Here is a 12,335-nt window from a genome sequence, read left to right as displayed (position 1 = left end):
GAAAATGATCCATTGAAATACGATGCAGCCGACCAGTGCTTCGAAGCTATTCAATATACCTGACCAGACTGCTGCCGTCAGAAGGATAGTTATGCCTAGGGCTACTTTGGAATATAGCTCTGGTCTTCTGTTCAGAAGTCTAAAAATCGATCGCCAGTCCCTTATGTTCCCAATCTCCATAACGAGTAGGGCCGTTCTTTTCTAAAATTTCGTCGGCTTTCTCAAGCGGATCAGGTTCCGGAACCGGAGGATTTTTTGACAGATGGGCAGGCGGTTTGACATTGTCGGGACGTTCTCCCGGCTGGCGAGTATCAGATTTTCTATCATTTTCGGCCATATTTTCTATTTTCCATATGTTTGAAAAACCCCGCCTCAGCCCCTATATTGAAGGGGAAAGCACTATAATCAAGCGAGTTGACCTATGAATTTTCTAAAGACAACCATGTTGCTGGCGGCACTGACGGCCTTGTTCATGGTTATGGGATTCTCACTTGGCGGCCCGCGCGGCGCGATATTGGCGCTTCTGGTGGCAGCCGGAATGAACCTCTTCACTTACTGGAACGCCGATAAAATTGTGCTGAAAATGCACAAGGCGGTCGAGGTCGATGCCAGCAGCCATCCCGAATTTTATACGATGGTGCAGCGACTGGCGCAGCGCGCGCAGCTGCCGATGCCGAAAGTCTATATTGTTGATCAGGCGCAGCCCAATGCCTTTGCTACCGGCCGGGATCCTGAACATTCGGCGGTGGCGGCAACAACCGGTCTGCTCAACATGCTGAGCTATGACGAGATTGAAGGCGTGATGGCGCATGAGCTCGGCCATGTGAAAAACCGCGATACGCTGATCATGACAATGGTTGCTACGATTGCCGGTGCCGTTTCGATGCTTGCCAATTTCGGCCTGTTCTTCCGCGACAATCGCGGTATTGCCGGGTTGTTGGCGGTGTTCATCGCGCCCTTTGCGGCGATGATTGTCCAGATGGCGATCAGCCGCACCCGTGAATATGGCGCCGACCGATCGGCAGCCGAGATTAGCGGCAAGCCGCTGGCGCTTGCGTCCGCTTTGCACAAGATTTCGGGACAGGCGCAGCGTATTGCCAACCCGGTGGCCCAGCGCAATCCTGCCGCTGCGCAACTCTATATTGTGCCATCCGGAGTGAAGCAGATGTTCTCGACCCACCCCGCAACCGAAGACCGCATCGCCGCGTTGCAGGATATGGCCAGTGGCGGCGGATCAGACGGCTGGTCAGGCAATGCCGATGAAATTGGTGATATGGGCAGACTCAGAACCAAGCGTAGCGCGCTCGATCCAACACGGTGATGCAAAGCGCCAAGCGCGCCGCACTTGATCCAAAGCAAAGTGTGTTTATGGGGAGATCAGCGTGATCCGCTCTGGATTCCGCAGTAAGTGCGGAATGCAAAATATATGAACAACCCAGGTTCTTCCAAAATTCCCGGTCTCCCGGCCCGCACGGCGGCGCTGCGGCTGCTGGATGCCGTCTGCAGGCGCGGAGAAACGTTGGATCAAGCCATGGCAGCGGCGACCTCGAAACTTTCCAATCCGTCTGACCGGTCGCTGGCGCATAATATCGCAGCTAACGCCCTGCGTTGGATGACCGCGCTCGATGCAATGATCGACAGTGCGACAAAGAAACGCTTGCCCGATGATGCCAAGGCGCGAATGGCGCTGCGCATTGCCTTGGTGCAGGTTCTGGTACTGGAAACACCGCAACATGCTGCGATTGCTACAGCTTTGCCGCTGGTCCATGGCGGACCGCGGCGACTTGTGCATGGGGTTTTCTCCACCGTCATGCGCGGCGTGGAATCCGGTAAGCTGGCCTTGCCCGAGGCTCCCGAGATACCTGGCGAAACGCTCGATCGCTGGACCCATCATTGGGGAGAAGATGTGGCCAGCAGTGCAGATCGTGCCTGGGCCAGCGCGCCGCCGCTCGATCTCAGTTTCAAGGATGATGATATCGGCGCTTTGGAGGGTGAGAGGCTCTCCCCCAAACATCTGCGTATGCCATCGGGGTCGTCCGTCACCGATCTGGCGGGCTTTGACGATGGTGCCTTTTGGGTACAGGATCTGGCAGCGTCCTTGCCAGCCCGATTGCTCGGCGAAGGTGGCGGCAAAACCGTGCTCGATCTTTGTGCTGCGCCGGGTGGCAAAACCATGCAGCTCGCGTCTGCGGGCTGGAAAACCATATCTGTCGACAATAGCGCAAAACGGATGGAGCGGTTCAAGGACAATCTCGCTCGCACCAAACTGGACGCGGAAATTGTGATCGCGGATCTGATGAACTGGGAACCATCACAGCCCGCTGACGCGATCCTGCTGGATGCCCCATGCAGCGCGACGGGTATTTTTCGCCGCCATCCTGATGTGCTGCATTGCATCGGATCGCGCCAGGTTGCCGAGCGCGCAGACGTACAAAAAGCACTGCTCGACCGGATTGCAACATGGGTCAAACCGGGCGGGATGCTGGTCTATGCCGTCTGTTCGCTGGAGCCGGAAGAGGGCGAGGAACAGATAGAGCAATTTTTGGAAAACCATGCGGATTATGCGCTGGTCGCCGCCCGAAGTGATGAACTTCCCCATGGCATCGAACCCGATGATCGGGGGTGCGTTCGGACATTGCCCAATATGCTCTCAGAAAAAGGGTATCTCGACGGCTTTTTCATCGCGCGGTTGCAGCGAAAAGGTTGATCGGACGATGAAATTCAGCCTGTCCCCAAATTGTCCACAGGCCTTTGGGATTCGCGCCGAATCGCGCCTTGCGGGGGCAATGCAAAAATCCTAGAGGCAAGATGGTAAAGGAACCGTCATGACCAGCCCTGTCCGTATAGCCCCGTCCATTCTTTCCGCAGATTTCGCGCGGCTGGGCGAAGAGGTCCGCGCAATTGACGAAGCGGGTTGTGACTGGGTGCATGTTGACGTCATGGACGGTCATTTTGTTCCGAATATTACCATCGGCCCGGCTGTCGTCAAAGCGCTGCGTCCGCATAGCGAGAAGCCGTTTGACGTACATTTAATGATTTCGCCGGTGGATCAGTATCTTGAGGCTTTTGCCGACGCCGGTGCAGATATCATCTCTTTCCATCCCGAGGCCGGTGCCCACCCGCATCGCACCGTGCAAACAATCCACACGCTGGGCAAGCAGGCCGGACTGGTCCTCAATCCTGCTACGTCGCTGGATGTGCTCGATTATCTGATCGACGATCTTGATCTTATTTTGGTCATGAGCGTCAATCCCGGTTTCGGCGGGCAGAGTTTTATCGATACGCAATTGCGAAAGATTGAAGCGATCCGTCAGCGCATTGACGCGACCGGCAAGGATATCCGGCTGGAGGTGGATGGCGGAATTGATTTGAATACGGCGCCCAAGGCTATCGCAGCGGGAGCCGATACATTGGTGGCGGGGACCGCAACCTTCCGCGGTGGTCCTGGCCAATATGCCGCCAACATAAGCGGTCTGAGGGGTGAATGAGCGCAGACCGCCCCGAAAAAGATGATCCGGCCACGGATCCAGGCAGCGGCTTAGAACGCTATAGTGGCGAAGAAAGCGAGGCGCCGGAAGGGCGCAGCCTGACCCTTCGTGCGGGCGGGGATCGCGGGCAATCACTGGCCGAGCAAACCGCGCTTCTCTATTATCGCATGACCTGGCGCATGCCGCTGCACCGGTTGCGGCTATCGGGGAAACTGCCGCTGCGCTTGCTTGCTGTACCAGTTGACCCGGTCGATGGTGACCGGGTGCAGGGCATGGCAGTTCGTGCAGGCCATTTCCTTTTTCGCGGTCTCCAGAAAAAACTCGACGGCATTGATTTTGCTGACCTGAAATTGCCGCCTGCTTTTGAAGACTATGTCCATCGTTTTGTCTGGCTGCGCGATCTTGATACCGCCGCATCCCGCGACCAAGCCTTGCCGGTTGCTGAAAAACTGGTCGAACAATGGCTGGATGCCAATGGCAAGAAAATCCGGCAACCGGCCTGGCGCCCCGACAATTGCGGCTGGCGCCTGCTCATCTGGGCCAGTCATGCACCGCTGATCCTTTCGTCGAACGATTTAATCTACCGTTCGAAGGTTCTCAACAACATTGCCCGCACCGCCCGGCATCTCGACCGGACGGCTGATAAGGCTACCTCCAGTCTCGGGCGCCTCGTTGCGTGGAGCGGAGTGGTTGCCGCGTCGTTGTTGATCCCCGAAGGCCGTGTGCGCCGGATTGTCGGGGAAGCGGGGCTGGAAAAGGCGATGGGCGAGTTTTTCTATCCCGACGGCGGGTCCGTCTCACGCTCTCCGCTTAATCAGATGGACGCGGTGATCCTGCTTTCAATGCTGAAGCAAGTTTATCTGGCCCGTGAAGAAGATGTGCCCGAATTCCTCGAAAATGCGCTGGCACTGGCTGTGCCACCGTTGACCGGCCTCACCCATTTCGATGGCAGTATGGGCAATTGGCAGGGTGGCGGCGCGACGTCGACGGAGCAGGTCGATCAAGCCATTGAAGCCAGCGGTATTCGCGCAAGGCCCCTGCGGCAGGCGCGCGATTGGGGTTATCAACGCGTGTCGTCAGGACGTTCCGTGTTGATAATGGATGCAGCGCCGCCGCCGATCGCAAGGATGGCGGTAGCGGGCTGTGCGTCGACACTGGCATTTGAATTTTCCAACGGCGACAACCGGATTATCGGCAATTGCGGTGGCGCGGGGCTGGTCGGCGCGACCATTCCGGCGGCACTGGCACGCGGACTGCGGACAACGGCGGCACACAGCACCCTGTGTATCGACAACAGCAACAGCACCTCGATCCTGCCTGACGGCAAATTGGGCCGCGGGGTGAACGAGGTGGAACTGTTCCGCCGTGATGTTGAAAATGCGACCCGGCTGGAGGCGAGCCATGATGGTTATGCACGGCGTTTCGGGCTGCTCCACAAACGCTTGTTACTGATGCGCTCTGATGGGCTAGAACTGCGCGGTGAGGATATGCTGATCCCCGATGGCCGCAAACGCCGGCGCAAGAAAAAGGACGTGGAATATGCGCTGCGTTTCCACCTTGGCCCTGATATTGAAAGTGACCTGATATCCGAAGGCAAGGGCGTGCTATTGCGTCTGAAAGACGGAAATCTATGGCAATTTCGCGCTACAAGCGGGACAATCATTCTTGAAGACAGCGTCTGGGTCGATGGCATGGGTATCCCTCATGGCGTCATGCAGATGGTGATAACAGACACGGTGGGCAGCGGCGGCGGCGCGACTGGCTGGCTGCTCAAACATATGGGATAAAGACGATCATGACAGAGAATATTACGATCAAACGGGCTCTGCTTTCGGTGTCCGACAAAAGTGGCTTGGCGGAACTGGGTAAAGAACTGGCGGCCATGGGCGTGGCCCTGATCTCCACAGGCGGTACGGCAAAGGCCTTGCGCGATGCCGGGCTTGAGGTTGCTGACATTTCTGATGTCACCCATTTTCCGGAGATGATGGACGGCCGCGTGAAAACCCTGCATCCCAAGGTCCATGGCGGCTTGCTTGCCCGTCGTGATAATGCGGGCCATGTCGAGTCGATGGAGGAGCATGACATTGCCGGGATCGATCTGGTAATCGTCAACCTCTATCCCTTTGCCCAGACTGTGACCAAAGGCGCGGCTCGTGACGAAATTATTGAGAATATCGACATTGGTGGCCCCAGCATGGTGCGCAGCGCGGCGAAAAACCATGATTTCGTGACCATCGTTACCGACCCGTCGGATTACGACACATTGCTTGCGGAACTGAAAGAAAGCGGTGGCGCGACGAGCCTCGATTTCCGCAAGAAAATGGCGGCCAAGGCCTTTGCCGCGACGGCAAGCTATGACGGCATGATCGCACAATGGTTCGGCTTTGCCGATCAACAGCAGATGTTCCCGCCGACCCTGCCACTCACCATGAGCCAGCCGACGGAACTGCGCTATGGCGAAAACCCGCACCAGATGGCCGCGCTTTACTTGCCCGATGGGCCATCCGCCAAAGGTATCGCCCAGGCAGAACAATTGCAGGGTAAGGCACTGAGCTATAATAATTATAATGACGCCGATGCCGCTCTGGAACTGGTCAGCGAGTTTCGTGACGGGCCGCCAACCGTAGTGATTGTCAAGCATGCCAATCCCTGCGGCGTGGCAAGCGGCGACAGCATATTGGAAGCCTATAAGGCCGCGCTAGCCTGTGACAGTGTTTCGGCCTTTGGCGGGATTATTGCGGTCAACCGGCCGCTGGACGGCGCGGCGGCCGAAGCGATGACCGGCATTTTCACTGAAGTCGTCTGCGCCCCCGATGCAGATGCCGATGCCCGTGCGATTTTTGCGAAGAAGAAGAATCTGCGGCTCTTGCTGACGGGTGAGCTGCCCGATCCGGCGCGCGGCGGCATGGGGTTGAAGTCGATAGCGGGCGGCTATCTCCTGCAATCGCGCGACAATGGGCAGATTGCCGAAGATGACCTGAAATGCGTCACCAGGCGCCAGCCCAGCGCTCAGGAAAAGGCCGATTGCCTGTTCGCCTGGACGGTCGCAAAACATGTGAAATCCAACGCGATTGTCTATGCTAGGGACGGCTCCACCGCGGGCGTTGGCGCGGGGCAGATGAACCGGCTGGAGTCCGCAAGGATTGCCGCATGGAAAGCCAGGGACGCTGCCGAAAAAGCCGGCTGGAGAGAAGCGCGGACGATCGGATCAGCGGTAGCTTCCGACGCCTTCTTCCCTTTTGCCGATGGCCTGATGGCGGCGGTCGAAGCGGGCGCTACGGCGGTGATCCAGCCTGGCGGTTCGATCCGCGATGACGAGGTAATTGCCGCGGCAGACGAGGCGGGCTTGGCGATGCTGTTTACCGGGATGCGGCATTTCCGCCATTGATCATGGGATGTTTGAGTTGGATGTCGGTTTTATAGCAAGGCGGACATTGGAAATCTGAAACCCTTTTGATCCAAGATAGTAGCCAATTTCCCCGGAACCTGGTGCTTAAACTGTTTCCAAACCTGTTTCGCACCACATCTCTCACGTTCAAGATAATTCAGCACCCAAAACGGCAGTTTTGATTTAGCATTTGTGCCAATAGTATTTTTCCTTATGTTACAAGCTGTTGGGTTAGGGGCAGCTGGGTGGATTTTTCATATCGAAGAGATGTTGAGGCAGGGCCTCACAATGGCACATGGGCATCGCTTTTTGGTACTTTCCAGCTCAGGGCACGTGATGGCGCCGAAATTAAAATTTCAAACCGTCGTGCACGCACCTTGCTGGCCATGCTGTGCCTAGTACCCAATGAACCGATTGACCGTGATCATGTGAGCAAGCTTTTGTGGCCCGGTCGATTTGAGGCGCAGGCAAAGGCCAGTCTGCGGCAGTGTTTGCTGGAACTGGGCAAGGTCTTGGGCGCATTCGACTGCGATATTCTCGATATATCTCGGACTCGGATCAGCTTGAAGGCAGGCGCTGTCCGCACCGATCTTGCCGAACTGCAGATTTGCCTCGCGGAAGGGGAGTTTGAGAAAGCGACCGATCGGCTAACCGCCATCGGTACCAAAGCGCTGCTGGATCAGATGCATTTTGGTGATGCATTCAAGGACTGGCTTGCCGGTCATCGCCATGAAGCGGAACAGCGGTTGCAAAATGCCATTACGGCTGCGCTTTCTGCTTTGGAGGAAAGCGATAATCTGACCAACCATGCGCGCCTTTCCAACGCTTGGTCGGTGCGATCTCCTACCGGCAAAACAATATCGGACCGGAAGCAAGGCAAGGCCCGGATTGCTGTGCTGCCATTTAAATCAATAGCCGACCCGGACGATCACGGATTTTTTGCGGATGGCGTTGTTGACGAATTGATCACAAGTCTGGGGCAAGTGCCGCAGCTTCTTGTTGCTGGCCGAACATCATCCTTCCAATTTAAAGATTCTGACAAAACGCCATCTCAGATTGCTGGTGCACTCAACGTATCTCATCTTTTGGAAGGCTCGGTTCACCGGCAAGGAGAACAGGTTCGTGTTGCTGTCAGCCTGGTTGACGCGGATAGCGGCTTTGAATCATGGGCCTTTAGCTATGATGGTAGTCTGGATGATATGTTTGCCGCGCGGGCAGAGGTTGTGCAGGCTGTAACAAACGGGCTGAGTGATGCGCTCAAATTGACGGAGCATGAAAACAAACCCCGCAAGCTGACCAGTAATCGGGAAGCTTATGGGCTTTATCTGCAAGGCCGGGCGCTAACCATCAGAGCCATTGGCGATGGGGTGCTGCCAACCGCCATCGAACTGCTCGAAAAAGCACTGGAAATCGACCCCGAATTTGCTGAATGCTGGACGGCACTGGCCGAAGCAGAGATTAACATGACGGTTTACACGCCCTGTCTGGATAGACTGGAACGCAGTGAAAAAGCGGCTGGATATGCACAAAAAGCTCTCAGTCTATCGCCGCAGCAGGCGCATGCCCGTATCGTCCTCGCCTTTTACGCCTGGACGCAAAATGATATTGTCGGTGCGCTTGACTTGGCTTTCGAGGCTTACCGGCTGGAACCCAATAATCCCGATGTTCTAAACCGTGTCGGTTCTTTTCTGCTCTATTGCGGGCGCTCCCGGGACGCCTTGCCTTATATTGAGGCCAGTATAGATCAAGATCCGGTAAATGGCCGCAGCTACGCCATGCTCTCCGGGGTGCATCTCAACCTTGGGAATATCGATGCCGCCATTGATGCGGGACAGAGGATGGTGGATCTTGGCTTTCCATCCATGTGGCTCGCAGCGGCATTGGCGGTATCGGGCGACAATGATGCTGCGATGGAAACCTATCAGCTGACAAAGAAGTTGATGAACACCGTAATATTTCCGCCAGCTGGCAGTGCACCGCTCGACCCGGATGCGATGGATGCCTATTGGCTGATGGCTGCGAAGGGGCTTTGGGGCGGTGAAGATCAGGACCGCAAAAATTATTGCATGGTGTTGGAGATGCTCCACGCGACACTGCACGATCCCTATGATACCACGATCACATTACCGGCGATCTGGATGGGCCAGGCGCAGATGGTCTTCAAAACCCTTGGTCAGCAGATAACTACTGCCAATTTCTTCTCTTTCATGTCGCTCTGGACCGATGCAGAGCCGATAAACCAGGTTCGATTGCATCCGGACTTTATGGATTTCGCCGAACGAATTGGAATGGTTGCGGCTTGGGAAAAATATGGCTGGCCCGACCTTCCCTTAGGGCCATCTCACGTCAATTGAGATATTATTGACGCTTTTTTGACGGTAGCGCCGTTGACGGAATGTTACATTCGCGCCCATCAATAGCGCACTGAAATTGCAGACAAGTTAGACCATTTGGGTCGGTCCGGAAAACCCCGGTTACCGCCAACGGGAGAACTTTGCCTGTGGTTTCAAGCAAGCCAAAACAGGAGAATGATGATGAAACTGACAAAGAAGATGATGATCGCAACCGCGATGCTGGTGACAACACCAATGGCGCTACCAACCGTTGCAGCGGCGCAGGAATTCCCGCTGGTTGCCGGAGACTATTCCGAAGTTGCCGGAATTTTTGTCAAAGACGGCGGAGCATATAAATATGCGACCCATCTGGCAACCAAGTGGGTCGACGTTCAGGAATTTGCCAAATCCAAGGGCTGGATCAGTGATTACAAAATTCTCATTAACGAATATCCCCGCGATGGCGAACCGACAATCTATCTGATGACCACCTTTTCGCGCATGGCCGACGCCGCGGAAGGTGAAAGACGCAACAAAGCATATGATGCTTACATGAAATCGTCCGCAGAGCAGCAAATAGCAGAATCCGGCAACCGGGCGGAATACCGGACTGTTCAGAGCAGCATGCTTTTGCGCGAATATAAAGTTCGATAGGCCGCCCTTAGGTCTTTTCGGAAAGCACGCGCAAGCGATGCGTCCGGCGGATGGAATTGCGACCTTTCATCCGCCGGAACTTCCCACCATCTTTCGAAAAACCGCGCCATGAAATGAGCGATCTCGACAATCTTGCACATGATTTCTCGTCACTGATCCGGTCAGGCCAGGCGGTTTTGGCCGCAGAAAAATATTGGGCCACGGATATCGTCAGCATTGAACCAGAGCATAGCGCCGAACACACCCTGTCTCTGGCGAGCGGTTATGATGCAGCATATGGCAAGCTGACAAACTGGCTTAACCACAGCGCTATGGAAGAGCTCTGCATCGATGGTCCCTTTGTCACTGGGAACCGTTTTGCTCTATTCATCGACATGCTAATCAAGCGTCGTGCCACCGGTCGACGACAGCCCTTTAGTGAAATCGCGATCTATACTGTACGTGACGGCAAGATTGTCGAGGAACGGTATTTTTATGACTGAACTCTACCCTGCGATCATAGGTCACTATCCTCTGCCTATTCGGGCAGAGCGATCAAATGGGCGATCATGCGAGTGCCTTCAAAAACGGCAGTATCTTCAACATTGATTCCATCTTCAACGAAGACGAAATCAAATACGCGGTCTTGATCTACGTCGCTGTGCAGCATGGCCAGAAACCTGTCACCGGCATCGGCAGGATGCTGAATTCGGATAGTCACATTCTCGCTTTGACCCGGGTTGAGGTAAGTGAAACCGGAAACGATATCACCGTCCGGGCGGCCATCAATGACCGGGTGAAGGACAATCCAGCCCGCCTTTTCAATCGTTACGGCGGGAAAGGTCACCGCGGTTGTATTCGCGCGCAAGGTCGACACATCCGTTCCATCGACGCGAACTTCGGAGGCGATCGACATTCCATTCTGACGGGTCAAGCCTTCAACCTGAATCGCGTTGGCGGTGCCATTGCCCATTGTAATTTGAGATCTTTCGGGCGTTTCCTGTGCCGTGGCCGTTCCGGAGATGAATGCAATTGATAGGGCAAAAGACAGGGCGCGTTTGATGTGCATGACAGGAACCTCTTCACTTTCTTTCAGGCACATACCGGGCCTGCGGGTAATATTTCATTTCAAGTATGAATTGGTTTTGTAAACAACACAATAGCCGGGCAGGCCAGCTGCAAATACCCAAAGAGATATTGCGCACACAAGAGCGGGCTCCCCCTATACATTTGTGCTTCATTCCGCCAAACCTGTTTGCATGAAACTGAAACTGGAAAACAAAACCGTCCTTGTCACCGCTGGCAGCAAGGGCATTGGACTGGCCACCGCTTTGGGATTTCATGAATCCGGCGCCAATGTCGCGATTTGCGGGCGGTCGCAGGACAATCTGGATGCTGCTGCGGCGCAGATGCCCGGTTGTCTGGCTCTGACGGGCGATGTCTCGCAGGGGGAAGATATTGACCGCGTCGTCGGTGCGGTGGCGGATAAATTTGGCGGTATTGATATATTGGTGAACAATGCCGGAGGCCCCCCACCCGGCCTATTTGAAGACCTGGCGGATGCGGACTGGGATCAGGCCGTACAGTTGACCCTGATGTCGGTCATCCGCGCGACGCGGCTGGTTCTGCCTCATATGCGGGCGCAGAAATGGGGACGGATTATCAATATTTCATCCTCGGGCGTGAAACAGCCGGTGCCGGGTCTTACCCTGTCGAACAGCATCAGGATGGCGGTACTCGGCTGGGCCAAAACGCTCGCCAATCAGGTGGCAGGCGATAACATTTTGGTGAACACGGTCTGCCCCGGCTTTACCAATACCGACCGGGTTACACAGATATTGGAGAATCAGTCCAGGGCATCGGGTAAGAGCACCGAAGAAATCGCTGCCGGCATAGCTGCCCAGATTCCCATGCAGCGAATTGGCGAACCGGAAGAAGTCGCCAATCTGGCAATTTTCCTGGGATCAGAGGCGGCGAGCTACATTACGGGCACAGCCATCCAGGTGGACGGCGGATCGGTACAGGGTTTCTGAAAAGCCAGACAATAATTGCCGAACATTTATAGAAATTACTCGGGTGTAGCGGCCTGCGCTGTTTGACCATCGCCTTCCGGTGCGGCGATAATGTCGCGGGTTACGCTGCCCTTGTCGACAGTGAACGTTCCGGTATCACCCACAGAAGAGCGGATACCGGCATCGGCGTCACCAGCCTGACCGACAATCGCGGATTCGGTGACACTGCGTGCCTGCGCGCCGCCAAACATGGCTTCCAGCGTCTGTTGCTGCACACCACCGGTTTGCGGGCGCGGCTGGCCGGGTTGTGGCGGGGTCAGAGCGAAATCGGGTGGAATCACCAGCGGTGCCTGGCGCGACACAGCGAATTCATCGGGACGGTCACGGTCAAACAGGCCGCTAGAACCGCATGCAGACAGTCCAACCAGCGATACCAGGCTGATACAAATTACTGATTTACGCATATTCACTTCCCTTAAAA

The 12,335-nt window shown here is 55.7% G+C and carries 12 protein-coding genes; 9 read left to right on the top strand and 3 right to left on the bottom strand.

Annotated features, from left to right (window positions below; all coding sequences use genetic code 11):
* Positions 1-139: 139 nt before the first annotated feature.
* The gene (locus AC6I9Z_RS02600) at positions 140-337 is read right to left on the bottom strand and encodes a DUF1674 domain-containing protein (protein ID WP_461457300.1); all 198 of its coding nucleotides are present in this window, start codon (positions 335-337) and stop codon (positions 140-142) included.
* Between the two features lie 84 nt (positions 338-421).
* On the opposite strand from AC6I9Z_RS02600, the gene AC6I9Z_RS02595 reads away from it, so the two are divergent.
* The 8 genes from AC6I9Z_RS02595 to AC6I9Z_RS02560 all read left to right on the top strand — a co-directional run bounded on the left by AC6I9Z_RS02595 (position 422) and on the right by AC6I9Z_RS02560 (position 10,345).
* Positions 422-1,321, top strand: coding sequence for a M48 family metalloprotease (locus tag AC6I9Z_RS02595; RefSeq protein WP_461457302.1), 900 nt, complete (start codon positions 422-424; stop codon positions 1,319-1,321).
* A 105-nt stretch (positions 1,322-1,426) separates the two neighbouring features.
* Entirely contained in the window at positions 1,427-2,707 is a 1,281-nt protein-coding gene (locus AC6I9Z_RS02590; protein WP_461457304.1) for an RsmB/NOP family class I SAM-dependent RNA methyltransferase, read from the top strand.
* Positions 2,708-2,825: 118 nt separating this feature from the next.
* Positions 2,826-3,488: a ribulose-phosphate 3-epimerase gene (gene rpe, locus AC6I9Z_RS02585; protein WP_461457306.1), complete on the top strand. Its 663-nt coding sequence runs from the start codon at positions 2,826-2,828 to the stop codon at positions 3,486-3,488.
* Entirely contained in the window at positions 3,485-5,275 is a 1,791-nt protein-coding gene (locus AC6I9Z_RS02580; RefSeq protein ID WP_461457307.1) for a heparinase II/III family protein, read from the top strand. Before rpe ends, AC6I9Z_RS02580 begins: the two co-directional genes overlap by 4 nt.
* Before the next feature lie 8 nt (positions 5,276-5,283).
* Complete coding sequence (purH, locus tag AC6I9Z_RS02575) at positions 5,284-6,876, top strand: bifunctional phosphoribosylaminoimidazolecarboxamide formyltransferase/IMP cyclohydrolase (RefSeq protein ID WP_461457309.1); 1,593 nt, start codon at positions 5,284-5,286, stop codon at positions 6,874-6,876.
* 245 nt (positions 6,877-7,121) lie between these two features.
* Positions 7,122-9,230: a tetratricopeptide repeat protein gene (locus AC6I9Z_RS02570; RefSeq protein ID WP_461457311.1), complete on the top strand. Its 2,109-nt coding sequence runs from the start codon at positions 7,122-7,124 to the stop codon at positions 9,228-9,230.
* Between the two features lie 180 nt (positions 9,231-9,410).
* Positions 9,411-9,863, top strand: coding sequence for a hypothetical protein (locus AC6I9Z_RS02565; protein WP_461457313.1), 453 nt, complete (start codon positions 9,411-9,413; stop codon positions 9,861-9,863).
* Between the two features lie 50 nt (positions 9,864-9,913).
* On the top strand, positions 9,914-10,345 hold the full coding sequence (locus AC6I9Z_RS02560) for a SnoaL-like domain-containing protein (RefSeq protein WP_461457315.1): 432 nt from the start codon (positions 9,914-9,916) through the stop codon (positions 10,343-10,345).
* 35 nt (positions 10,346-10,380) lie between these two features.
* Here the strand turns inward: AC6I9Z_RS02560 and AC6I9Z_RS02555 are convergent, their stop codons facing one another.
* The gene (locus tag AC6I9Z_RS02555; protein WP_461457317.1) at positions 10,381-10,911 is read right to left on the bottom strand and encodes a DUF7282 domain-containing protein; all 531 of its coding nucleotides are present in this window, start codon (positions 10,909-10,911) and stop codon (positions 10,381-10,383) included.
* Between the two features lie 190 nt (positions 10,912-11,101).
* Here AC6I9Z_RS02555 and AC6I9Z_RS02550 point away from each other — a divergent pair, with 190 nt between their 5' ends.
* Positions 11,102-11,875 carry an SDR family oxidoreductase gene (locus tag AC6I9Z_RS02550; RefSeq protein ID WP_461457318.1) on the top strand — a complete coding sequence of 258 codons (774 nt, stop codon included), beginning with the start codon at positions 11,102-11,104 and terminating at the stop codon, positions 11,873-11,875.
* Between the two features lie 35 nt (positions 11,876-11,910).
* On the opposite strand, the gene AC6I9Z_RS02545 is transcribed toward AC6I9Z_RS02550, so the two are convergent.
* Positions 11,911-12,318, bottom strand: a complete 408-nt coding sequence (locus AC6I9Z_RS02545; RefSeq protein ID WP_461457320.1) for a DUF3035 domain-containing protein — start codon at positions 12,316-12,318, stop codon at positions 11,911-11,913.
* Between the last annotated feature and the right edge of the window lie 17 nt (positions 12,319-12,335).

This window comes from Parasphingorhabdus sp., assembly GCF_059726685.1.
This window is presented reverse-complemented; position numbering and strand designations above follow the sequence as displayed.